Raw genomic sequence first — 26,047 nt, forward strand, 5'->3', positions numbered from 1 at the left:
ATGGTAAAAAATGAAACGGAAATTTTCACACTGATTCTTCATGGGGGAAATGGTCGAAGTGCTGCTATGGAAGCGATTCAAGCAGCAAAAAAACAAGACTTCGATTTAGCTCGCAAGAAATTGAAAGAAGCAGGTGATGCATTAAATGAGGCACACCATATCCAAACAACGCTTATTCAATCAGAGATTGGTGGCACTCCAACTGAGATTTCACTTTTAATGATTCATGCTCAAGATCACTTAATGAATGCAATGACTGTAAAAGACCTGGCAAAAGAGTTCGTTGACATGTATGAAAGGGGCCAAAAATAATGTCAAAGAAATTCAAAATCGTGACAATAGGTGGGGGCTCAAGTTATACACCAGAATTGGTTGAGGGAATTATTAAGCGCTATGAACAAATTCCAGTAACTGAGCTGTGGCTTGTTGATGTCGAAGCTGGACGCGAAAAATTAGAAACAGTTGGTGCACTAGCAAAACGTATGGTCAAAAAAGCAGGCGTACCAATGGAGATTCATCTTTCGTATGATCGTCGTGAGGCCCTTAAAGATGCTGATTTTGTTACAACACAGCTTCGTGTTGGACAACTAGCTGCACGAGCACTTGATGAAAGAATTCCACTTAAACATGGCGTAATCGGACAAGAAACAAATGGTGCAGGTGGATTATTTAAAGCCTTACGTACAATTCCTATTATTTTGGATATTTGTAAAGAAGTTGAGGAGCTATGTCCAAATGCTTGGATCCTAAACTTTACAAACCCTGCTGGTATGGTTACAGAAGCAGCATTAAGATATTCAAATATTAAGAGATTCATTGGTCTTTGCAATATACCGATCGGAATGGAAATGGGTGTTGCAAAACTATTAAACGTAGATCATTCGCGTGTTCGTATTGATTTTGCAGGTCTAAATCATATGGTATATGGTACAGAGGTTTATTTAGACGGAGTTAGTGTAAAAGAGCAAGTACTTGAAATGATTATGGATCCTGCTAATGCTAGTTTTGTAAAAAATATTGATGCTGAAGAATGGGCACCTGAATTCCTAAAAGCAGTCAATGTCATTCCTTGTTCTTATCACCATTACTATTACAAAACATCTGAAATGCTTGAACGAGCATTAAAAGATTTTGAATCGAATGAAACGCGTGCAGAAGTCGTGCAAAAAATTGAAGCATCTCTTTTTGAAAAATATAAAGATGAAGCGCTAGATATAAAACCACCTGAGCTAGAAAAACGTGGTGGAGCTTACTATTCTGATGCGGCTTGTCGTTTAATTTCATCTATCTATAATGATACGAGAGATATCCAACCATTAAACACAATGAACAAGGGAGCTATTTCAGGCTTACCGTATGACGGAGCAGTAGAAGTTAGCTGTGTCATTACAAAAGATGGTCCAATTCCACTGACAATCGGGGAATTACCAGTTCCAGTTCGAGGATTAATTCAAACGATTAAATCTTTCGAACAAACGGCAATTGAGGCAGCAGTTGAAGGAAGTCGCGAAAAAGCAATTCTTGCATTGACTATTAATCCACTTGTAGCAAATGATAAAGTAGCTGTAGCGATCGTTGACGAAATGCTAGAAGCGCATAAAGAATATTTACCAAGGTTTTTTAAATAAAACAAATGTTTACGGCAGTAAATCCATTGGGATGTGCTGCCTTTTTATTTTTTTAGCTTTTTTAATATATTTTGCTGCTTTAATAGAACCATTACCTAAACTGATTATTTGTCGAACAAACACTTCAATAGACTTAGTAAAGCCTTCATTATGTTCAAAAAATTCTATGAGTATATATCTAGAAAAATATATATGTCTAGAACTTTAAATCTATAAAAAATACTCCAAAATGATAAATTTTTACATGATTTTACATATTTTTATTAAAAATACAAAAAAACTTTAAAAATTTTTAAAATATTAGGAATTTTATAAAGGGATTTTGACTCAAAAAAAGAATTATTTAATTTATCTATTATTCCTTAGAAACTTTATTAAAAAAAAATTAAAAAGTATAGGTATTAATAGGATCAATAACTGAAAGGAGATATTAAGGGGTTATCTGGAAAAGAAGATTTTCAGAGGTAATTTGACATGTTTTTGATTGAGAAGTTTTTTCAATGAATCTGTCGATATTCCTCGAATTACTATTTAAAAAACAGGGGAAGTTTTTTAAGAAAGTTTGTACTAATCTATTTTATATAAAATTTCTGGAGAGGAACTGAGAAATGACTAACAAAAAAAATCGTAAAATAACTACATATGCTTTAGCATCTGCTCTTGCTCTTTCTAATTTAGCATTTGTTTCACCAACTTCAGCTGAATCTTACCGACCAGGTGACTTAGCATCAAAGTTGGAACAAATTAAACAATCACAGGAAACAAAAGAACTACAAAATAAAAACAACTTATCTGATGCGAAAGCAAACTTAAAAGCTTCAGATAAAGTGCGTGTCATCGTAGAATTGGATGGACAATCACCAATTGAATACGCAACTAAACAAGGTAAATTGTTTAAAGACTTATCTGAAAGTCAAAAGTCTAGTCTTTATGCAAAAGTAGATAGTCAACAAAGTTCGGTAAAATCAAAGTTACAATCAAAAGGAATCAACATTAATTATAAAAAACAATTTACAACTGCATTTAATGGTTTCAGTGGTGAAGTTCAATTTGGTGATGTAGCAAAAATTGAAGCTACTTCTGGTGTCAAAAATGTCTATTTAGCAAATGAGTACAACCGCCCTACAGCTGAACCATCTACTCCAGATATGACGAAGAGTCATCAATTTATCCAGTCGAAAGAAACTTGGAAAGACACTGGATTTGATGGAAAAGGTATGGTTATCTCCATTATCGATACAGGGATTGACCCTACACACCGTGATTTTAAATTAACGGATCCTTCAAAAGAGGACTTAACAAAAGATTCAGTAGCTCAAATTGTAAAAGATAAAGCTTTACCAGGTAAATTCTACACTGATAAAGTTCCTTATGGTTATAACTATTATGACCAAAACAGTATCGTAACGGACCTTGGACCTGGTGCTTCAATGCACGGTATGCACGTAGCAGGTATTACGGCTGCTAACGGTGACGAAGCAAACGGTGGTATTAAAGGAGTTGCACCAGAAGCGCAAGTTCTTGCGATGAAAGTATTCAGTAATGACCCAAGTTATCCATCTACATGGTCTGATATTTATCTTGCAGCGATCGACGATTCTATTAAACTAGGTGCAGATGTACTAAACATGAGCCTTGGTTCTGTAGCATCTTCTTATGAGCCAAATAGCGCAGAAGATCTTGCAATTACTCGTGCAGTTGACAATGGTATTGTGTGTGCTGTTTCTTCTGGTAACTCGAACCATATTGGTTATGGATGGGGAGACCCTCTATCACAAAATCCTGATATTGGTGTAACTGGAGCTCCTGGTCTTAATAAAGACACAATCTCAGTAGCTGCTTCTGGAAATGAAGCTTATCTATATGAACATGCGATCACTGTTGATGGTAATAACGATCTTAGTGTAGTTGGTAAGGGAATAGATGTTTGGAAAGATTTATCAGATAAATTTGGTGGAAATATTCCAGTTGTAAACCTAGGTAAAAAAGCTGATGGAACATACAAATTAGGTGCACCAGATGATTATAACGGTGTAGATGTTAAAGGGAAAATCGTATTAGTAGCACGTGGTTCTTTAACTTTTGCTGATAAAACGAAATACGCTGCTCAAGCAGGCGCTGCTGGTATTATCGTATGGAATGCAACAAACGGTACTCAATACGGTGACCAAGGCGGATGGGATGTTCCTATTATGCTTGTTAACTCAAAAGCAGATGGTGAAGCATTATTTAATTCGATTCCTGATACAGGAACAATTCATGTTAACCAAACAGCTAAAAATGAAAGTCCTGAAATGGGCCGTATGACAGCCTTCACTTCATGGGGAGTTACGCCTAGCCTAGAGTTAAAGCCTGAAATTACAGCTCCTGGTGGAAATATTTATTCAACAGTTAATAACAACCAATATGAAGTAATGAGTGGTACTTCAATGGCAGCTCCACACGTAGCTGGTGGATCTGCATTAGTACAAGAGTACTTAAAAAGTGATAAACGTTTCAGTTCTTTAAGCTTAAGTCAACGTACTCACTTAGCAAAAGTATTATTAATGAATACTGCAAAGGTTATTAATGACTTAGATGGTCACCCATTCTCACCACGTCGTCAAGGTGCAGGAATGATGCAAATTGAAAATGCTGTTACAACACCAGTTTACTTCTATAGTAAGGCAACAGGTGAAGCGAAATACGAATTGAAGGATTTCCAATCTAAGCAAGTATCAATGACTTTCACTGCTAAAAATATTTCTGATAAAGATGCTGAATATAAAGTTGATACAAATGCGTTAACAGATGAATTCTATCAAACGGCTGATGTTAATCGTAATGCGTTACAAACAGGTGCTTTAGATGGTGCAAAAATAGAAGCTCCTGAAACGGTTAAAGTTCCAGCGGGTCAATCAGTTGATTTCACAGTGAAAATTGATTTAACTGATGCAAAAATTCCTGGATTCGATAAGAGTGGAAAAGAGATTTCTGTACCACTACATGACAATATTTTTGTTGAAGGTTCTGTAAATCTGATCAGTACTGATGGTCATCCAAATCTAACGACTCCATACGTAGGCTTCTACGGTAAGTGGGACAGTCTGCCAATCCTTGATGGATTCAAAGATCTTGGTGAAACTCGTTACTTTGATTTAGCAAGGGCTTATAAAGGTGCACATGACATGGCAACTGATGGCGATAGTACATTCTGGGAAGCGGCTCCTGGTAAGGATGGAGAGAAATATTACGCGTTTTCACCAAACGGAGATAACAGTGGTGATGATATCAATGCTCTTCCATCTTTCTTAAGAAATGCATCAGAAGTACAATATAATATCCTTGACCAGGGTGGTAAATTCCTTCGCCGTTTAAGTGCTCAATCTGATGTTACTAAAAATAATTATAACAACGGTAAAGGCGAAATCATGAAGGATAGTGAGTCAACTATTTGGGATGGTAAAGTAAATGGTCAAGTTATGCCAGACGGAAAATACTATTACGAGATTAAATCTGTAATTGGCTATGATAATGCAAAGTGGCAGTCTAAGAAGATTCCAGTTTATATTGATACTAAAGCTCCAAGTATTAAAGCAACTTATGACCCTGATAAGAAAATTGTATCTTGGGAAGGTTCAGATGACGCAACAGGAGTCAAAGTATATGGTATTTTCGTAAATGGTAAACTAGATGGTACAACTGATGGTACGAAGTCTTCTTATGATCTTTCTAAAGCTCCTGCTAAAGCAGTAGTAGAAGTAGTTGCTATAGACTACGCAGGTAATGCAGCAGAAGATACTGCGGCAATCGATGACGTGGATCTTCCATTAGTGTACATCACTGATGGTACATCAGATGGTGCTGGAGGATACGTTCCTAACTCACCAGAGCCATGGGGAGCTTACAGTGATAACACAGTTCCGGTTAAAGGTTTCGTAACAGATGATATCGGTATTAAAACAGTTAAGGTTAATGGAAAAGAAGTTCCAACTACTTTTGATGCTAAGACTGGACATTACAACTACTCAACAACTGTAACATTTGACCAAGATGGACCATTCACTGTTCAAGTAGAAGCAACAGATTATGCTAACAAAAACTTCTCAGTTGCGCGTCATATTTATGTTGATACTCACGCGGCAGAAATTAATGTACTAAATGCTCCTACTCGAGTGGATAAAAAGGTAGATGAAGTTACTTTTAAAGTAAACTTAAAAGATAACTATAGCTACTTAAACTTCTTCGTTGGTGAAAACCACGAATTTGAAGTACCATTAATCAGTCCAGTGGATGTTGTAAAACCACTAAACAAAGACTATGAAGTAACTGTCCCATTAAAAGAAGGACAAAATAAAATTACGTTAAGAGCGACTGACCTTGCTGGTAATGAAACAGTGAAGGAAGTAGTAATTAATCGTGCAGATGCTCCGGTTAAAACTGGATGGGTAGTAGAAAATGGTAAAAAATATTACTACATCAAAGGTGTTAAAGTAACTGGTATGCAAACAATTAGTGGTAAAAAATATTACTTCGATAATAGTGGAGTAATGAAAACTAGTTGGGTAACGTATAACGGCAAGAAGTATTACTTCGATAAGTATGGAGTAATGAAAACTAGCTGGTTAGTATTAGGAACTAAACACTATTACTTTGATAAATACGGAGTAATGAAAACTAGTTGGTTAGTATTAGGTAATAAACATTATTACTTTGATAAATATGGAGTAATGAAAACTAGTTGGTTAGTATTAGGTAATAAACATTATTACTTTGATAAATATGGAGTAATGAAAACTGGTTGGTTGGTATTAGGTTCTAAACACTACTACTTCGATCCAAACGGAGTAATGTTTAGCAATGGCTGGAAAAAGATAAGTGGTAAATATTATTACTTCAACAAATCTGGCGTAATGGCTGTAAATACTACAATTGGTAAATATAAAGTAGGTAAAGACGGAGCAAGAAAGTAAGCTTTTGAATTAATAGCTTACTAGAATTCGAGAAATTTTTTAGCATGTATTCGATTTAAGATCGGATACATGCTATTTATTTTGACAGGATTTATTGGAAATTAGGAAAGAAAGGGATACTTGTCATAACGAAAAAAACCACAAGGAAAATAATTTCCCTTGTGGCAATGGCTTTTTTAATAGTCTCTATAAATTTTAGCGGCTTAGCTTATTTTAGTTTTATTATTGTTGTTGTTCGCATTCCCAAGTACACTTCGTTTCTTACCATATAAACCATACACAACAAGTCCTATAGCCATCCAGACAATAAAACGAATAAATGTAATTCCTGGAAGACTTGCAATTAGATAAGCCGAGAATCCAATCCCGATTAATGGAATAATTGGAACTAATGGCGTTTTGAATCCTCTTTTTAAGTCAGGACGTTTTACACGTAATACAATAATAGAAGAACAAATTAAAATAAATGCTGTTAACGTTCCGATATTAACTAATTCTGCGACTTCGTTAATTGGCGTAACACCTGCTACAAATGCCGTAATTAACCCAATTAATAAAGTAGGACGATAAGGTGTTTTATATTTAGGATGTAATTTTGTAAACCATTTTGGTAATAGACCATCTCTACTCATTGAGAACCAAATACGTGATCCAGCAAGCATAAATGAGAACAATACTGATAGAATACCTGCTATAGCAGCGGCAGAAATGATGATTGTAATCCATTTCATGCCGATATTACTAAAGGCTTTTGCTACAGGAGCTGCGTTATTAAGTGTTTCATACGGAGCCATACCTGTAATAATAAGTGACATAGCAACATACAAACATAAAGCGACAGCTAATGAGATGATAACTGCAAGTGGTAAATCACGTTGCGGTCTTTTTGCTTCTTCTGCTGCTGTAGTTAATGTGTCATATCCAAATACTGCAAAGAATACTAGAGCCGCTCCACTCATTACGCCATGAAAACCAAAAGGCATGAAAGGATGCCAGTTAGCTGAATTAATATGAAAACTTCCAACTGCAATAACTAAAAGAATAATACCTAATTTGATTATAACCATTAATGAATTAAATTTAGAACCCATTTCTGTTCCTAATGTAAGTAAGCCTGCAATTCCAAGACTAACTAAAACGGCAATTAAGTCAACTTTGTGACCTGCTCCAGTACCAGGCGCGCCTTGTGCCCATACAGGAATATGAACACCCATTTGTAGTAAAAACTCTTGCATATAGCCAGACCATCCAATGGCTACTACTGCAACAACTAGGGCGTACTCGAGTAACAAATCCCACCCGATTAACCAAGCTGTACCTTCTCCTAAAACAGCATAACTGTAAGTATAGGCACTTCCGGCTACCGGTATTAAACCAGCAAACTCTGCATAACACAGTGCTGCTGCTGCGCTAGCTAAACCAGCAATAATAAACGATAAAAGAACTGCCGGACCAGCGTGTTCAGCTGCTGCTACACCAGTTAATACGAAAATACCTACACCTATAATCCCGCCTAAACCAATGGCAGTCAGTTGCCATAAACCTAGAACGCGATTAAGTCCGGTATTTTTAGCCCCATCCTGTTGAAGCTGTTCAATCGACTTTTTCCTGAAAAAAGCATTCATCCAAAGACTCCCCCTTTTTATGAATAATCTGTATTTTTAGTAAATAAATACACACTGCTTAAAAGAGTGCGTAGTAACTAATCAATTTGTAACGGGAGAGTTGTATCAATTCCCATAATTGAAAGAAAAAGACTTTTAATTCCTCGAAATTATCGTAAGCGTTTTCCAATGCGTATAAGAAATACTTTTAGTAGAAGAAAAATCCTTTTCTACAAAGATATTTTTTGTATTGTAACATAGTTCAATAATACTACGCAATAATAGTATGAATGTTTTAAATTTTATACTTTAATCTAATAAAATCTAAATTTTAATTAAATTAATGAAAGTATGTGCGAAAATACATAGATTTATCAAAGGGTTCTGTGACTTTTTTAGTAGACACTAATTATTCGTTTTTTCGGGTAAAAATTAAAATATTAACAATAAAATTATTTTTTTAAAATTAAAATTTGAATATTCTGAAATAATATAAATCTGCCCAAATCAACCTAATAATCCATTCAAAAGGACAAATAGATTGTTTATTAAAAAAAACATATCAAATATTTATCATTTTCTAAAAAATCTCCTTGAAACGCTTTTTAAAACAATAGACAATAGATATAGGAGAAGTCGTATTAAGTTTTTGGCAAGATAAGGAAGGGGCAAGAGTTTTATGGAAACGGCGAAAAGAATTGACGAAGAAAAAGAACAAGTAAAAGTAATTACGCCACGTCAGAAGAAATTTATTTTAATGGGGATCATTGTTCTTTTAATCGTTTCTGTGGTTCTTAGCGTAGCGGTAGTAGAAATTAAAAAAAGTAAATCTAAAACATTACAGTTTATCAGTCCAACGGTAAAAAGTTTTACGAAAACTGAAACTGTGTCTGGTCGTGTAGTACAAAGCCATACTGAAACTATTTACGTTAATCCAACTAAAGGTTCTATAAATGAGATATTTGTTAAAGAAGGAGATACTGTCACTAAAGGGCAAAAACTTTTTTCTTATGAAGATACAACTATAGCAGCTGAAATAGGACAAGCAGAAGTAAATAAGAAGCTAGCGGAAACAACTGTTACGCAGAAAAACGACCAAATAGCATCAATAGAGAAAGACATTCAAAATGTTATTTCAGCGTCAACACCAACACCTAATACAACAGATGCAAATAATACAGATAAAAATACAACAAATACAACAAGGACAACAAGTACTCCGGAGATTCAATCCCTGCAAGCTGAACTTAATACTGCAAAGGAAGAGCTTAATGCTGCACAGCTAAAAGTAGAACAATATACTCTAGAAGCTGAAAAGTTGAAAGCACAACAAGAATCATTAACTGTTAACAGTAATAATGATGGGGTAGTTCTTAATTTGAACAAAAGTATCGGTCAAGGTTATAAAGCTACAGATAAACAGCAAATCTCAATTATGCAAATTGCTTCAAATGAACCGTTTCAAATTGAAGGAAAGCTAACAGAAGAAGAGAAAGCAAAAGTAGAGCCAGGGCAAGCAATTAAAGTCACTTCAAAGGTTGTTACCGATAAGAACTGGAAAGGAAGCGTTTCAGAGGTAAGTAACTATCCTATGAGTGATCAATCTACCAACCAAGCTAAGAATTCCAAAAAAGAAGCTATACCATATTACACTTTTAGAGCAACTTTAGATTCACAAGAGAATCTATATCCTGGCTATGAAACAAATCTTGAAGTAGTAGTACAATCAAAGGAATTGTTAGCAATACCTGAGACGAGCGTTAAAGGATCAGGAAAATCAAAATATGTGTATGTACTTAAAAAAGGAACTATTTATAAACAAAGTGTAAAAACTGGCCAAAAACAAGGGAAATATATTGCCATTCTTAAAGGAGTAAAAGAAGGGGATAAAGTAGGGAAAAATCCATCCTGGACTGTCCGCCCTGGAACTAAAATTGATTTAGATAAGTAATAAGAATAGACGATCACTGTAGAAAATTCATTTTACTATAGTGATCGTCTATTTATTTTCTTAAATTGTTGAAAGGCGCTGCAATCAATCTAAAAATCGAGCTTTTAGTACTTTGTCTACACAAAGAGAGAGCCCATTATAAGCTCTCTCTTCCTTTTTATAAAAGCGTTTTCAAAAAATAGATTAAGCATTTATTTTTTGTGGAGGTAGGGGAACTGCGCGTAGTTCGGTTGCTTCTTCTTTTATAGAAAATAAATAAGCAATCAAACCTAAAAGAGCCGTAATGATTAACATAATAATTGAGGAAGTGAAATTACCTCCTGATGAATCACGTAACCAGCCCATAATATAGCTAGAAAAGCCACCCATTAAGTTTGTAAATCCAATTAAACCTGCTGCACGACCAGCCGTCTCTTGGGTTGAATATTTTACTAAAAACATATTACTAAGATGGAAGACACCACCTTGACATCCCATTGCAAGTCCCATACATATCCCTGCTAATACTGGATTTGGAACAAGAACCGCCGTTGTTAAAAATATAGCAGTCAGTGAAAATAATATGGATGCCATTAAACTTGGGCGTCTTGTTTTATCGGCAAGAAAACCACATACGAGAACAAACCCAAGTGCAAATAACCACGATAGAGAAGTTATGCTTGTCATTCCTTCACGATTAAACCCTTTTGCTTCAATTAAGTACGTTGGCAACCAAATGCTTATTCCGAAGAAAAGGAAAGAACAAACTAACATACCAAACCATACAATCCAGAAACGATAATCTTGAATAAAATTTTTATTCTCATTTGTACTACTTACTTGTTGTGCTACTGAGTCCACTGGACTTTGAATGAGAGCCAACTCTTCCTTGCTAACCCACGGATGGTCCTCAGGTTTATTTCTAGTAAGAAAAATAAACATTGGGATATTGATTAAAAAGTTAAATCCAGCGAGCAAAAAGAAAGCAGCTTGCCAATGAAGTGATGAGATAACAAGTACTAATATGACTGCCCCAATTGCTGGACCTAAATAATTACCCGTAAGCCAAGAAGCTTGAGCGCGTCCTAATTCTCGTTTGTTGAACCAAGCAGAAATAAATTTCCCTGAAACAGGAATCATCATCCCTTCACCAAATCCAAGAATAATTCGACTAATAATAAATGCTTCATATGTAGTGGAGAGGCCAGACGAAAACATAGTAAGAGACCAAACAAATAATCCAGCTATAGCGGTTTTTCTCGCACCAAATTTATCAATAATGAATCCCCAAAATAGATTCGAAACTCCATAAGCAATTGTAAAAACAAATGAAAGAAGACCAATTTTTGCATTTTTGTCAACGCCAGTCATTCCGAGTGCTTTCAAAAACTCTGGATCCGTTTGAATGACAGAAATTCCAACTTTATCAATTTGTCCGAAGAACCAAAAGAAAAAGATTGGTAAAGCAATTAAAATCCATCTTTTTTGTCTATGTAGCATTAAAATTCTCTCTCCTTTTAAAATCAAGTAATTGCGTTTAAAATTTGGAAGGAAAAAGCAGAAACTACGTTTACCTAATAGACATGAAGATCAAAAAAATGTTTTGATACTTCACGTTTTAATTTTGCATGAAATTGTTCGACCACTCCTTTCAAAAAAGTGTAAATGTTTTAAATATAAAACGGTGTTTCGTATTTTAACAATGAAACTCTTTTAAAGATAAAATAATTAGAAAAGTTTGTCAATTGTGATTTTACAGAAAAATTTTCCAGTTTAATGTTCAAATGCAATTATCTATATTTGTCTATCCATTGAAAAATAGAGTTGTTGACAATAAATTCTGACAAATCTATAATTCAAGTTGAAAAACTGTTTTTTATATGAAACACGATGTTTTTGAAGCATTGTGTGATAGTCAGGTTTGTAGATTTTGTGTAAAAAATAGAGTGGAGGTACTATGGATGCCAATTAGTCATTTAAAAGAGTTATCGATTCATTTTCAAGAATCTGGTGAAGGACAAGCCCTTGTTATTCTACATGGATTGGGAAACAATTCTCAGTCATGGAAGCATCAATTAAATGAATTGAAGGAACAGTATAGAGTAATCGTTTGGGATGCTCCAGGTTATGGTGGAAGTTCCGATCTAAAAGAGGAGTTTCGGGATTTTTCTGAGTTTGCTAATGTTCTTAAAGAGTTTTTAGATAGTCTAGGACTAGATTCTATCTATTTACTAGGTCATTCAATGGGATCGGCAATTGCAATTGATTTTACGAGTCGTTTTCCACATATGGTCGATGCGTTAATTATTTCAGATGCAACACGTGGAGCAGCTGGATTAAGTAGAGAAGAAAACGAGAAAAAACTTCAAAATAGATTAAACTCCATTGAAAATCTACATCCAACTGAACTAGCAAGAAAAAGAGTCAAAGCATTACTTGCTCCGAATGCATCGGCTGAGGTTATAAAAGAGGCTGAACGGATTATGTCACAAGTACGTCTATCTGGTTACCGTTCTGTTTCCTACTCATTATCGAACTTAAACCAAATGGAGATACTGTCTTCATTATCTGTTCCAACACTTGTTATGTGTGGGGAGTTAGATCAAGTAACTCCAGTAAGTGAATCCCAAATATTTCACGAGTTGATTCCAAATTCGGAATTTGTTATCGTTCCAAATACAGGGCATCTATGCTATCAAGAAGATCCTAAACTATTTAATCAATCCGTGTTAAACTTTTTAAAGAACCAACCGATAAGTCAAAAGTAGAATTGAATCTATGTATTAGGAGAGGTTTGCTCGATGGATAATGTAGAAAAAGAAAAATATAGCGCCAATTCTTTAGTTAGAGGTTTAGAAATTATTAAGCTTTTTAATGAGGAACATCCTAGTTTGTCACTTTCCGAGATTGCAAAAAAGTTAGGGGTAAGCAGAACAGTACCTTATCGATTACTTTATACATTGCAGTCGATCGGGTATTTAACACAGGATGAAAATACAAAACAATATTCGTTAACTCCGAAAGTTCTTGAATTAGGTTTTAGTTATATAAATAGCTTGAAAATACCTGAAATTGCGCAGCCTTACATGGAATCATTACGTGATGAAATAGGTGCTTCTTGTCATTTGTCAATTTTAGATGGACATGAAGTAGTTTATGTAGGGAGTGCTCCAGTTAGAGGAGTATCAGCAGTTAATGTCAATATTGGTTTAAGACTACCAGCTCATGCAACTGCAAATGGAAAGCTACTGCTTGCATACGAGCCAAAGGATAGTCTTATGCAGCTGTTCCAAGTTACAAATTTAACACCTTATACAGATAAAACGTTAACGACGCCTGGAGAGTTTTTGGATCAATTAGAAAAAATACGTCAAAATGGCTATTCAATGACTAGTGGAGAATTTCACCAAGGTATTCATTCAATCGCTGCACCTATTTATGGTAGGACAGGAAAAGTATTGGCAGCACTGAATATCGTAGCGACTGAATTATCTTATCAGGAAGACTTCATGAATAAAGTTGCATTGCCTAAACTTCTAGATGTCTCTGTTTTACTATCGAACTATATGGGTTACAATGGCAGAGTTTCAAATCAAGTAAAATAGTCTAAGTTAAAAATATGGGTTCCCAAACTAAGGGAATCCATATTTTTTTTTGCAAAAAAAAACTAGTTAGAAACCTTGAAAATACAATGATTTTTTATATTTAACTTTTATGACATATCGAAATTTTCTAAAAACTATGTTGACACAAAGAATAATCCGTCCTAGAATTATTTTATAGATAAAACACTGTTTTGTATATAAAACACATTCGATAGTAAATACAAAACCTTTTGTTTAAAAAAAGAAAACCAATACAGGGAGGATTTTTAAAATGACAAATGAAACTTTTTCAGTTAAAGAATTTGAAAAAAAATACGTGGCTCGCTTAGAAGACCGTACGCTAGATTGGAATGTATTAAAGTTTCAAGAGGAAATTGATCCGAGATATAAACGTGCTCAAATGCGTTATATTGGACGCGGTGCGACAGCGAATAATGACTCAAATGTAATTACAGCAGAACATTTTACATTAAGTACAATGGTTCTACCTCCTGGCTGTATTGGACCTTTACATCTACACGATGATGTAGAAGAAGTATTTTTTATTCTTGAGGGAGAAGTTACTGCTTTAATTCAAGAAGTTGGTAAAGATGAAGTACATGAAATTAAATTAAATGCTAGAGATTGTATCAGTTCTCCTCCTGGTGTTCATCGAGGCATTCGAAATGATGGAGATACTGAAGCACGTATGTTAGTTATGCTTGGCGCAGTGAAACCAAACCTTCCAACTTATCCAGAGGGTAGCGCGCTTGAAGAACTTCGTAAACAACGTGCGAAAGAAAGAGAAGCAATCATCAAAGGTTAATTAAAAAACATGAAAAGGGTCAGCTGCATTTTAAATAAATTGCAGCTGCCTTTTTCAATAGAGTTAATAAAAGAAAGCGCTTTAAATAGATAAGTGGGAGGGATTGTTGGTGCTAGGAATTACTCATTTAAGACATATAAGTTTGATCACACCAAACTTTGACGAACAAGTGAACTTTTACGAAAAGGTTTGGGGTTTGGATCGTGTAAATGTTTCAGATGACAATATTGCATATTTTCGAGGGGCAGGTCCGGAGCATCATATACTAAGCCTTCGAAAGGGCGATAAATGTGGTTTGCATCATATCGCATTTGGTATGGTCGATAAAAATGCAGTTGATCGTGCAGCGGAAATCCTACATTCAAAAGGTGTACATATTGTTGAAGAGCCAGGTTATTTAGATGAAGCTGGTGGAGGATATGGACTTCGATTTGTTGATCCAGAAAACCGCGTAATTGAACTTTCCGCTTGGGTAGAGGTTCAAACATCGATTTGGACTAATAAAAACGTTGATCCCGTGAAATTAAACCATGTAGTTATGAACACAAAAGATTTAGATATGATCGTGGAGTTTTATACTGATGTACTTGGATTCAAAGTGACTGATTGGAGTGAGCACCAAATGTCCTTCTTAAGATGTAATCGAAAACATCACTCGATTGCATTTAACCAAGATGTACACGCTTCAGTTAATCATATTGCTTACGAGGTTGATTCGGTGGATGAACTAATGCGAGGCATTAGTAATGTTAGGAAAGCAGGACTAAATGAGTTATGGGGTCCTGGTCGACATGGTCCTGGTAATAATATTTTTTGTTATTTTCAAGACCTCGGAGGATTTGTCATGGAATACACATGTTATCTTGAAACAATTGAAGATGAAGCTGAATGGAGAGCACGAGTTTGGAAACGTGTGCCACATCTAATGGATCAATGGGGAATTGCTGGTCCACCAAAACCAGAAGCTCGTAAAGCGATGGGCGGAGAGGCGGACATTGGCTGGGTAGATACAAGTGTTAATGTACGTTAAAAATTTTAACTAAAATTGCTTTAAGGAATACGAAACATGAAAGCTTTAATAAGGGGTGACAGGATGGATCTTGGATTAAAGGGAAAAGTTGCAGTAATTATGGGTGGTACCTCTGGTGTTGGACTGAAGACAGCTGAATTATTTTTAGGTGAAGGCGCTAAAGTAGCCATTTGCGGCAGAAGCAAGGAGCGTGCAGATAAAGCATTAAAGCATTTACTCTCATATGGCAAAAGCGAAGATCTATTTGCTGCGACCTGTGATGTTACATCAAAAGAGGAAGTTAATTCGTTTATTCAACAAACAGCAGAAAAGTTTGGTGGAATTGATACGTTAGTGAATGCAGCTGGTCAAAGTGTTATGGGGTATTTTTTCGATATTACTGATGAACAGTGGCAGGAACAAATTCAATTAAAGTATTTCGCAATTATCTATGCAGTTCGTGCAGCTCATCCTTATTTAGTGAAAAGAGGAGGGGGCCGAATTATTAATATAAATGCAACTCTAGCGAAAGAGCCTGAGCGTCATATGGTAGCAACAGCAGCAACTCGTGCAGGACTTTTAAATTTAAGCAAAACATTGTCTCAAGAATTAGCATCCGACAATATTTTAGTAAACTCAGTAAGCCTTGGACTAATTCGAACCGATCAATGGGAGCGAAGAAGATTGAAAAATGCTCCTGATATGGATCCAGAAGAATATTATAAAGATCTTGCGATAAAAAGAAATATTCCACTAGGTCGTGTAGGTGAAGCGGAGGAAGTGGCTAGTGTTATTGTTTTTCTTGCTTCGGATAAAGCGAGTTATGTAGCTGGCTCTACAATTGAAACTGCAGGTGCAATCGGTAAAGCACTTTAAATAAATTATTTGAAAAAGGTAGGATACTAAGATGAAAAATCAAGAAGAAATCGTATTTACTACTGCGGATGCCGTCGTAAAAGAGTTAGTTCAAGCAGGCGTAGAAGTCGCTTTTGGAATTGTAAGTATTCATAATATGCCCATTTATGATGCGATTTTAAGGGATGGAAATATCAAGCTAATCTGTTCACGTGGCGAAAGTGGAGCAGTCAATATGGCAGATGGTTATGCACGTGCCACAGGGAAATTAGGTGTTGTGATTACTAGTACAGGAACAGGAGCTGGAAACGCTGCTGGTTCATTAGTAGAAGCATGGGCAGCGGGAGTTCCACTACTTCATCTAACTGGAGAGGTAGCATCACCTTATCTTGGTACAGGTAAAGGGTACATACATGAATGCAAAGACCAGCTGTCAATGATGAGCGGTGCTTGTAAAAATGCTGTAAGACTTAGAAGACCAGAACAAACAGCTGGTGTAGTAAGAAAAGCAATTGAAGAAGCATTAACTGCTCCAACAGGACCAGTTAGCTTAGAAATTCCAATCGACTTTCAATCAGCAATTATTGAGGACGTTTCAATCGATAAAGTACAGGTAGATATTTTTAAACCGCAACTAACTACTGTTATACCAGATATCGCAATTTCAAAAATTTCAGAAGCACGTCGTCCAGTTATTTGGGCAGGTGGCGGTGTTATTTCTGCCAATGCCTCTAAAGAATTAACAAATTTAGCAGAAATTCTTGGTGCTGCTGTCATTACAAGTCAATCCGGAAAAGGCTCGATACCAGAGGATCATGAGCAATGTATCGGTCATTTTGCAGCCAACGAATCTACAAAAGAGTTTTTGAGAAATGCAGATTTATTGATTAGTGTAGGTGTACGATTCAGAGGAAATGAAACCTCTAACTGGAAAGTACCTGTACCAGAAGAACATATTTCAATTGATGCAGATTTTAATGCAATCAATCGTAATTATAAAGCAACAGTTGGGTTAGTCGGAGATGCAAAAGATATTTTATCGGCTCTAATTAATAAAATTGATGAAAAGTCTATTTCGGTTTTACCTTCTTATATAGAAGAAGTACGTTCATTAAGAAATGAAGTGCGAGGACAACTTCGTAAAACACTTGGTCCGTTCGAACAATTTGTAGATGGTATGAGAGAGATTTTACCGAGGGATACGATTTTAGTTCGAGATGTAACAGTACAAGCAAATGTCTGGGGTAGTAGAATATTCGACATTTATGAACCAAGAACATCAATTCACGCATCCGGTGGCGGGATCGGTCAAGGTCTTCCTACAGCTATAGGTGCTCAATTGGGTTGCCCTCACCAAACGGTCGTATTAATGGCTGGAGATGGTGGGTTTATGGTTAATGTAGGTGAAATGGTGACTGCAGCTGAAGAAAATCTTCCAATTATTGTTGTGTTATTTGATGATTCTGGCTATGGGGTTCTTCGTAATATTCAAGAAGCGGCATATGGACGCCAAGTAGCAGTGAATTTATTAAGTCCAGACTTTGTAAAATTAGCTGAGTCAATGCATTTTGAATCAGCACGTATTGGATCTGGAGATGAATTTGTTACAGAACTAAAGAAGGCAACTGAAAGAAGAAAGCCAACAATGATCGTTGTAGATATGGAAGCAGTTGGACCTATGGCAAAACCTTTTGGTGGACCTCCAGGAGCAGCTGAAAGCTTTAAGCCAAAAAAATTATAAAGGAGATTCAATATGATTTCGACATATCCAGTTGTATCAGGAAGATATCTCATAAATGGTGATTGGAAAGAAAGTAATGAAACATCAAATATTATTAATCCTGCAAATAAGTCGGAAGTAATCGGCAAAGTTGGATTATGTACTGAGGAAATCGTAAACGAAGCAATTAATGCTGCAGCCAATGCATTTAAACTTTGGTCACAGAGTGAGATTCAGGATCGTGTAGAAAGAATGAAAGCAGCGGCGTGGGAACTTTCTAAAATCATTGAAGAAAATGTTTCATTATTTGTTCGTGAAAATGGAAAAACACTAGTAGAAGCTAAAAAAGACTTATTACGCTGTGTGGAAGTAATGAATGGTGGAGCAGATGAACTACTTAAATGGTGGAATCCTGAATTACTTCAAGGAAATCAAAAAGTTCAAGTAAGAAGAAGAGCAAGAGGGGTTACTGCAGTTATTACTCCTTGGAATTCGCCTATGATCTTAACCTTTAAGCGAGTAATACCGGCTGTTTTAGCAGGAAATACAGTCGTCGTAAAACCGGCGACAAATTGTCCACTTACCATTATGACTTGTTTAAAAGTAGTGGCTGAATATTTTCCGCCTGGCGTAATCAATATTGTAACAGGATCAGGAAAAATGATTGGTGACAAGCTTTGTTCTGATTCACGTGTTCGTACAATTGCTTTTGTAGGAAGTACACAAACAGGTAAAGATATTATGAAAAAGTCTTCAGGAAATCTTCAAAAAGTATATATGGAGCTTGGTGGGAATGACCCAGCAATTATATTAGAAGATGCAAACTTAGATGAAGAAGCTATTAAGCGATTAAGAATAAGTATTTTAAAAGCGGCTGGCCAAGTATGTTCGGCGATTAAGCGCGTATATGTACAAGAATCTAGATATGTTGAATTAGTAAAAAAACTAAAGAAAGAATTTGAGCGTACTGTTGTAGGTGATGGTATTCAACCTGATGTAACAATGGGCCCATTAAATAATAAAGCTCAGTATGACTATGTTAACGGATTAATTGAGCGAACTGAAAAAGCAGGTGCAAATGTAATAACAGCTGGAATTCAACTGAATCCTGAAATGTGGGATCAAGGATATTACATCTTACCAACAATTGTAACAGGTGTTGATCAACAAAGTGAGATCGTTCGTGCAGAACAATTCGGACCAGTAATTCCTATTCTACCTTTTTCATCTATTGACGAAGCTATCAAACTAGCAAATGATAGTGAATTTGGCTTAAGGGCTTCTGTTTGGACTGAAAATGAAGAATTAGCAGTTGAAATGGCAGATCGATTAGAAGCAGGCGCAGTTTTTTATAATAATCATACCATCTTTAGTGATTTAGCATTGGATTTTCCAGGTTTAAAAGAGAGCGGTGTTTCAAGAGAAACAAGACACTGTGGATTGGAATTCTTTGCAGACTCATATGGATTTGCAAATTAAGGATGGTGAATACGTATGAAACTAGGACTAATCGGCTGCGGTAATATTGGTCAATTTCTTCTTCAAGCAATTAATAAAGATGGGATGTTACCAGGTGGAAAGATTGTTTCAATTTATACGCGTTGCGAAGAATCAGCCGTTCAGCTTGCTAAAGAATTTGAAACAGAAGCATATCAAAGTGTAGAAACGCTCCTTCTTTCTGATCTAGATTTAGTCATTGAAGCTGCAACAGTTGAAGCAGCAAAGGAGTACGCTATAAAAGTTCTTGAAGGTGGAAAAGACTTATTGCTAAGCAGCATTGGGGTCATGGCTGATTCTGCATTTGAAGAAAGAGTTCGAGAGGTATGTACAAGATATGGTATAAACATTTACTTACCTTCAGGAGCAATAGGTGGATTAGATATTTTAAAATCAGCAAAAGCTGCGAATGGTCTAGAGACTGTTTCTATTACAACTAGAAAACCACCTGGAGCATTATCGGGAGAAGGATTAGATAAAGAAACGATTTTGTTTGAAGGCTCAGCAGCTGAAGCAATCAAGCTATATCCAAGAAATATTAATGTGGCGATTGTATTATCCTTAGCTGGACTCGGTGCTAACAATACAAAAGTGAAGATTATTGCTGATCCGATTGCCGTAAAAAATAGCCATACAATTGAAGCATCTGGCTCGTTCGGGAAACTTAAACTTGAGATCGAAAATGATCCTATGCCAAATAATCCTAAAACAAGTTATTTAGCAGCGCTAAGTGTTTTGGCAAATTTACAAAACAAAGATAAATATGTACAGATTGGATAAAGAATTAAAAATATGAAGGGAGAGTGCGTGTGTGATTATAACAGAAAAAACGTTAGATGAATTGTCAAAAGAGCAACTAGTAAATTACTTAAACGAAACAGTCAAACCAGATGAAGGAATCATCCCTGCATATCTTCTAGGCGACAAGGCTGTTTACGAATTAGAGCATGAAAAAGTATTTTTAAAAACATGGGTTTTTCTTGGACATGAATCTGAAATTCCAAATCCAGGGGACTTTATGACTCGTGAGCTTGCAGGATATTCAATCATTATCTCACGCGAAAGTATGGGAGAAATTAATGCATTTTACAATATGTGTACTCACCGTGGTATGAAGCTTTGCCGTGCCGATAAAGGTAATAAAACTTTATTTACATGTCCATACCATGGATTTAACTTTAAAAATACAGGTGAGCTTGTTGGAGTACCGCTTCAAAAAGATATTTATGGGGAACGACTCGACCGAACTAAAATGGGTCTTCACAAAGTAAAGTTAGAATCATATAAAGGACTTTTATTTGGAAATTGGGACGAAAATGCAGAGCCTCTTGAAGAGTTTCTCGGTGATTTTAAGTGGTATTTAGATATCGTAGTAGGACGTGCTGAGATGGAAGTAATTGGAGCTCCGCAACGATTTATTGTTAAATCAAACTGGAAGGTTGGTTCTGATAACTTTGTAGGAGATTCATACCACACGATGGTTACTCACGGTTCAATTGCAAAATTAGGCATGGTCCCAAATGCAACATATTCGAAGCGCGGTTTTCAAATTCACACTGAAAACGGACACGGATTAAACCTTGGAACACCAAATCCAGACTTTGCTTTTCCTGAAGAATTGAAGGATGAGTATAAAAGTAATTTGTCAGAAGAACAATATGAAGTTCTATCAAACTTAAAAAATATGATTGGGAATGCTTTTCCGAATATGTCATTTTTAATATCTCACACAAAAATTAAGGGCGAATTAATTTCGAATACTTCAATTAGAATGTGGAGACCACTTAGTCATAATAAAATGGAAGTCATTGCATGGTTACTAGTAGAAAAAAATGCTTCTCAGGAATGGAAGAATCGATCAAGAGATTCCTTTATCTTAACATTTAGCCCATCTGGTATTTTTGAGCAGGATGATACTGAGGTATTTACAGACATAACGGAAGCAGCCCAAGGTCCAATGCCATTTCAAAAGAATTTAACTTATAACTATACAATGGGACTACATCGTAAACCCGTCGATTTTATCGGACCTGGGGTAGCCTATGATGATAAATTTACAGAAGCGAGTCAACGGAATTTCTATCAATACTGGCTTGAATTAATGACAAAGTAATAAAGGGGGGAGGAAGGGAAATGAACGTTGAAAAATTATTAGCGAAGTTAGAATTTGAACAGTGGTTAATTGATGAAGCAAAATTACTTGATGATATTGAGTTTGATGATTGGTTTAATTTAATGCATTCGAATTTAATCTATCAAATGCCTGTACGCGTAAATAAAGAAGGAACTGAGCGCCCAGACTATTCTACTGAAATGTTTACATTTAATGATGATATTGAATTATTAAAGCTTCGAGTAGATCGATTGAAAACCGATTATGCATGGGCTGAAATTCCTCCTTCAAGAACCCGCCGTTTTGTAAGCAATATTAGCGTAAAAGAGCTAGTTAAAGAAGAGAAGGCAGTAGTTAATAGTTATTTACTAATCTATCGTAGCCGTAGCACAGATATTCATCATGATCTAATTTCCGGAGAACGTCATGACGAGTTTACATATGAAGATGGGAAGTGGAAGCTTTCCAAGAGGGTATTTATTGTAGATCAAACAACAATTAATACTAGAAATCTTGCAATCTTTGTTTAATAGAAGAAAAAGGAGGCAAAGTGATGTTATTAAAAGATAAAGTAGTGTTAATTACAGGAGGCGCATCTGGAATAGGAGCGGCCGTTACAAGACGATTCATTCAAGAAGGAGCAAAGGTAAGTATTATAGGTCGCTCACTTGAAACACTAGAACAAATGAAAGAAGAATTTAATGACAATCTCCTTATCATTCAAGGTGACGTAAGCAAATATGAAGACAACGAGCGCGCTGTAAAAGCGACTGTTGAACAGTTTGGTAAACTAGATGTATTTATTGCGAATGCAGGCGTTTTCGATGGATTTGCAAAATTCGCTGATGTGACACCCGATGCCCTATCAGATGCATATGATTATCTTTTAAATATAAACGTAAAAGGATCATTTTTTGGTGCAAAAGCAGCTTTAGAAGAATTACAAAAAACAAATGGTAATATTATTTTTACAGTATCTGGTGCAAGCTTCTACCCAGACGGTGGTGGAGTTTGGTACACGGCTAGTAAGCATGCCCAAATCGGATTAATGCGTCAACTTGCTTTTGAACTAGCACCAACTATACGCGTAAATGCAGTAGCGCCAGGAGGGACTTTAACAGCACTAACTGTCATTCCACCTTTACGTACATTTACTAAATCCGTGGATAATGATACAAAAGCTAGCAATATAAAAAGAAGAAATCCACTTCAACTAGCACAAATGCCTGAAGATCATGTTGCAGCATATGTACTCTTAGCATCTGATCAATCACGTGCAATAACTGGTGAAGTCATTTCTAGTGATGGTGGATTATCGGTTCGAGGACTTGGTTAAGAAATTTTTGGTTAAGCATAGGGTGTCTTAAAAGGGTGACTTTTTAAGGACACTCTCTTTTTTTATTAGTGTTAATAAATTGTAAGTGGTAGGAGATCAAACAGTATATACGATAAGTTTTATAGAGACCAGTTATATGATAAGTCGTTTAGAAGAACTGCTTTACGTTTGTAATATAAAAGGATCTAAGTTATTGATTTAGTTGAATAAGGTTTGTTTTTACTGACCTGAATCATTTGGCTTACTAAACAATATTAATAAAAAGCTGATAGCAAGTAAGATAAGAGGTATTCCTTGAATCATCATGAACATAGAGTTAAACTCAGCATCCCCATGACTTCATCATACGTTGCCATAAAAAATGCAATAGGTAACGCCCCTCCATTTATTAATAAAAAAAATAGAAGAACTTTTTTTATTTTACGATTTTTCTTATATGGAGGTTGTTAATCAACAATAAGAGTCAAAAAGAATATAGGAACATTTCGAGAATGATTAAATCTGCATATTTGTTTCAATTATCCACTATTTTTTCTCTACATTAACCTAAATAACCTACTGATTCTTTTAATAAGCACCGAAAACGGTCGTTTATGGATATGAAGCACTCAGAACATAAAAAGCCCTGATTTTTCTGCTTAGCATAAGAAAATCAGCGGCTTTTCCTTCCAAAAAATGTTTTAGCGTATAATATACCAGTTTTGTCGGCGGGACCCCAATAATAGACACTTTTAAATAGATACAACTTGATGTTTTCATTTTCTTTTCCTAAGTTGTATGGGTTAACGCTATGCCCTTTTAATCAAAATATACATATTTATTAGCGATAACTTATGTATGAATTTTCAATACATTATGATTAGTCCAGCCATTTAATCGTTTTTCCTACCTCTTTAAAAAAACGATTAAAGAATGATTCATTGTATATTTGGAATAATACCTTTGTATTTCTTTAGTTAATCAAAAAGGTGGGACCCAAATGGATAATCAAAAATTAGCCGATCATGAATCATTGGATTTACATGAAGTTATTAATTTTAAAACCCTTTGTTTAGCGAAATCAAAACTAATGCAAGGATTGGTATTTGATGATGATTTGAGAGCATTAATGCAAAAAGATGTTGAACAATCCATGCAAGCACTAGGAGAATTACAGTCAATTTATCAACGTGCACCTTTTGAAGCTCCTGTTCCTCAAAACCGCCCAACACCAATAATAGATTAAAAGGAGGCAAATTCATTGAATAATGACTATTTAGACCCAATAAACTCGCTACATGTACCTGAGCTAGCAGATACCACATTTGCGATGGATTTTCTTATTCGCGCTAAAGAAGGTGTTCGCAATATTGCGGTCGCATTAACAGAGTCAGCATCACCTGATGTTAGAACGCTCTTACGAAGCCATTTAATGCAAGGGATTGCTATGCACCAAGAAATTACAGATCTAATGATTAGTAAAAAATGGTTCCATCCATACGAACTAAGTGAACAATACCAATTAGATCAGCTGTCTGCCAACAATACATTAATGATTGGCAAAATGAATCTATTTCCTGCTGATAACAATAGAAAAGGCTTGTTTGACCGAACACCTGATGAACATTAACACTGGAGGCTTGTAACCAATGAAGGCAGTAACTTATCAAGGTATTAAAAATGTAGAAGTGAAAGAAGTTCCAGATCCGAAGATTGAAAAACCAGATGACATGATTATAAAAGTAACAAGTACAGCTATTTGTGGGTCTGATCTTCACCTAATTCATGGCATGATTCCTAACCTGCAGGAAAATTATATTATAGGCCATGAACCGATGGGAATCGTAGAAGAAATAGGCCCAGGTGTGACTAACCTAAAAAAGGGAGATCGAGTAATTATCCCTTTTAATATAGCGTGCGGTGAATGCCATTACTGTAAAACAAATTTGGAAAGCCAATGTGATAATTCTAATGATAATGGTGATATGGGTGCCTATTTCGGATATTCTGGTACGACGGGTGGCTATCCAGGTGGGCAAGCCGAATATTTAAGAGTTCCATTTGCCAACTTTACCCATTTCAAAATTCCAGAGTCTTGTGAAGAACCAGATGAAAAGTTAGCAGTTATTGCCGATGCGATGACTACTGGTTTTTGGAGTGTTGACAATGCAGGCGTAAAGGGTGGAGATACAGTTATTGTTCTTGGCTGTGGTCCAGTTGGTCTTTTTGCTCAAAAATTTTGTTGGCTAAAAGGAGCGAAGCGTGTCATTGCCGTAGATTATGTAGACTATCGTTTGCAACACGCCAAACGTACCAACAAAGTGGAGATTGTAAATTTCGAACACTTTGAAAATGTAGGAATGCATTTGAAAGAAATAACAAAGGGCGGCGCTGATGTTGTCATAGATGCAGTTGGAATGGACGGTAAAATGACTGATTTAGAGTTCCTGGCAAGCGGATTGAAACTTCATGGTGGAGCATTAGGTGCGTTTATCACGGCTACACAAGCAGTTCGTAAAGGCGGGACAATTCAAGTTACTGGTGTTTACGGTGGGAAATATAATGGATTCCCAATGGGAGATATTATGAACCGAAACGTCAATATTCGATCCGGACAAGCACCTGTGATTCATTATATGCCATATATGTTTGAATTAGTGACGACCGGGAAAATTGACCCAGGTGATGTCGTAAGTCACGTACTGCCACTTAGTGAAGCAAAGCGTGGCTATGAGATTTTTGACACAAAAATGGATAATTGTATAAAAGTCCTGTTGAAACCTTGAGGAAGGAGGTATAAAAATGAACTACGCCTTACATGAAGTTCTTGAGGTCCATGAGATAGCTGCATTTAAGACCACTTGTTTAACAAAATCCAAAACGATGAAAGCGTTAGTCACAGATCAGCTATTAAAAGATATTATGCAGCAAGACATTGATCTATCTACTAGACAATTACAAGAATATGCTTCAATCCTTTCCAACGCTAAGAAGTAAATTAGGAGATGAATAAA

At 35.8% G+C, this 26,047-nt stretch carries 21 protein-coding genes; 19 read left to right on the plus strand and 2 right to left on the minus strand.

The features are described from left to right. The 3 genes from BED47_RS04805 (at position 1) to BED47_RS04815 (ending at position 6,580) form a co-directional block, all read left to right on the plus strand. The gene (locus BED47_RS04805) at positions 1-312 is read left to right on the plus strand and encodes a PTS lactose/cellobiose transporter subunit IIA (protein WP_025568866.1); all 312 of its coding nucleotides are present in this window, start codon (positions 1-3) and stop codon (positions 310-312) included. Beyond that, the gene (locus tag BED47_RS04810) at positions 312-1,628 is read left to right on the plus strand and encodes a 6-phospho-beta-glucosidase (protein ID WP_069032667.1); all 1,317 of its coding nucleotides are present in this window, start codon (positions 312-314) and stop codon (positions 1,626-1,628) included. The genes BED47_RS04805 and BED47_RS04810 overlap by 1 nt, the downstream gene beginning before the upstream one ends. Positions 1,629-2,236: 608 nt before the next feature. Further along, positions 2,237-6,580: a S8 family serine peptidase gene (locus tag BED47_RS04815; RefSeq protein ID WP_069032668.1), complete on the plus strand. Its 4,344-nt coding sequence runs from the start codon at positions 2,237-2,239 to the stop codon at positions 6,578-6,580. Between the two features lie 203 nt (positions 6,581-6,783). Here BED47_RS04815 and BED47_RS04820 read toward each other — a convergent pair whose 3' ends face one another. After that, on the minus strand, positions 6,784-8,205 hold the full coding sequence (locus BED47_RS04820; protein WP_069032669.1) for an amino acid permease: 1,422 nt from the start codon (positions 8,203-8,205) through the stop codon (positions 6,784-6,786). A gap of 658 nt (positions 8,206-8,863) precedes the next feature. On the opposite strand from BED47_RS04820, the gene BED47_RS04825 reads away from it, so the two are divergent. Further along, on the plus strand, positions 8,864-10,135 hold the full coding sequence (locus BED47_RS04825) for an efflux RND transporter periplasmic adaptor subunit (protein WP_069032670.1): 1,272 nt from the start codon (positions 8,864-8,866) through the stop codon (positions 10,133-10,135). A gap of 183 nt (positions 10,136-10,318) precedes the next feature. On the opposite strand, the gene BED47_RS04830 is transcribed toward BED47_RS04825, so the two are convergent. Beyond that, positions 10,319-11,614: an MFS transporter gene (locus BED47_RS04830; RefSeq protein ID WP_069032671.1), complete on the minus strand. Its 1,296-nt coding sequence runs from the start codon at positions 11,612-11,614 to the stop codon at positions 10,319-10,321. 461 nt (positions 11,615-12,075) lie between these two features. Between BED47_RS04830 and BED47_RS04835 the strand changes: the two genes are divergently transcribed. From BED47_RS04835 to BED47_RS04905, 15 genes are all read left to right on the plus strand, one after another. Continuing rightward, positions 12,076-12,882 carry an alpha/beta fold hydrolase gene (locus BED47_RS04835; RefSeq protein ID WP_069032672.1) on the plus strand — a complete coding sequence of 269 codons (807 nt, stop codon included), beginning with the start codon at positions 12,076-12,078 and terminating at the stop codon, positions 12,880-12,882. 33 nt (positions 12,883-12,915) lie between these two features. Next, complete coding sequence (locus BED47_RS04840; protein ID WP_069032673.1) at positions 12,916-13,719, plus strand: IclR family transcriptional regulator; 804 nt, start codon at positions 12,916-12,918, stop codon at positions 13,717-13,719. 271 nt (positions 13,720-13,990) lie between these two features. Continuing rightward, a complete protein-coding gene (locus tag BED47_RS04845; protein WP_069032674.1) occupies positions 13,991-14,524 on the plus strand; it encodes a cupin domain-containing protein in 534 nt (177 codons plus the stop codon). A 109-nt stretch (positions 14,525-14,633) separates the two neighbouring features. Further along, positions 14,634-15,554 (plus strand): VOC family protein, encoded by a 921-nt coding sequence (locus BED47_RS04850; protein ID WP_069032675.1) that lies wholly within the window; start codon positions 14,634-14,636, stop codon positions 15,552-15,554. 63 nt (positions 15,555-15,617) lie between these two features. Then, on the plus strand, positions 15,618-16,409 hold the full coding sequence (locus BED47_RS04855) for an SDR family oxidoreductase (protein WP_069032676.1): 792 nt from the start codon (positions 15,618-15,620) through the stop codon (positions 16,407-16,409). Between the two features lie 31 nt (positions 16,410-16,440). Beyond that, complete coding sequence (locus BED47_RS04860) at positions 16,441-18,129, plus strand: thiamine pyrophosphate-binding protein (protein ID WP_069032677.1); 1,689 nt, start codon at positions 16,441-16,443, stop codon at positions 18,127-18,129. A gap of 12 nt (positions 18,130-18,141) precedes the next feature. Then, complete coding sequence (locus BED47_RS04865) at positions 18,142-19,587, plus strand: aldehyde dehydrogenase family protein (RefSeq protein WP_069032678.1); 1,446 nt, start codon at positions 18,142-18,144, stop codon at positions 19,585-19,587. 15 nt (positions 19,588-19,602) lie between these two features. After that, positions 19,603-20,385: an aspartate dehydrogenase gene (gene nadX / locus BED47_RS04870; protein WP_069032679.1), complete on the plus strand. Its 783-nt coding sequence runs from the start codon at positions 19,603-19,605 to the stop codon at positions 20,383-20,385. A 31-nt stretch (positions 20,386-20,416) separates the two neighbouring features. Next, positions 20,417-21,718: an aromatic ring-hydroxylating oxygenase subunit alpha gene (locus tag BED47_RS04875; RefSeq protein ID WP_084006771.1), complete on the plus strand. Its 1,302-nt coding sequence runs from the start codon at positions 20,417-20,419 to the stop codon at positions 21,716-21,718. Positions 21,719-21,738: 20 nt separating this feature from the next. Further along, complete coding sequence (locus BED47_RS04880; RefSeq protein ID WP_069032680.1) at positions 21,739-22,248, plus strand: aromatic-ring-hydroxylating dioxygenase subunit beta; 510 nt, start codon at positions 21,739-21,741, stop codon at positions 22,246-22,248. A gap of 23 nt (positions 22,249-22,271) precedes the next feature. Then, entirely contained in the window at positions 22,272-23,054 is a 783-nt protein-coding gene (locus BED47_RS04885) for an SDR family NAD(P)-dependent oxidoreductase (protein WP_069032681.1), read from the plus strand. Between the two features lie 979 nt (positions 23,055-24,033). Then, the gene (locus BED47_RS04890; RefSeq protein ID WP_069032682.1) at positions 24,034-24,279 is read left to right on the plus strand and encodes a spore gernimation protein GerQ; all 246 of its coding nucleotides are present in this window, start codon (positions 24,034-24,036) and stop codon (positions 24,277-24,279) included. Between the two features lie 15 nt (positions 24,280-24,294). Continuing rightward, positions 24,295-24,663, plus strand: a complete 369-nt coding sequence (locus BED47_RS04895) for a spore coat protein (protein ID WP_069032683.1) — start codon at positions 24,295-24,297, stop codon at positions 24,661-24,663. Positions 24,664-24,682: 19 nt separating this feature from the next. Then, positions 24,683-25,819, plus strand: coding sequence for a zinc-dependent alcohol dehydrogenase (locus BED47_RS04900; RefSeq protein ID WP_069032684.1), 1,137 nt, complete (start codon positions 24,683-24,685; stop codon positions 25,817-25,819). A 16-nt stretch (positions 25,820-25,835) separates the two neighbouring features. Further along, positions 25,836-26,030 (plus strand): hypothetical protein, encoded by a 195-nt coding sequence (locus BED47_RS04905; protein WP_069032685.1) that lies wholly within the window; start codon positions 25,836-25,838, stop codon positions 26,028-26,030. Positions 26,031-26,047: the final 17 nt, after the last annotated feature.

The organism is Gottfriedia luciferensis (genome assembly GCF_001712755.1).
Classification (GTDB): domain Bacteria; phylum Bacillota; class Bacilli; order Bacillales; family Bacillaceae_G; genus Gottfriedia; species Gottfriedia luciferensis_B.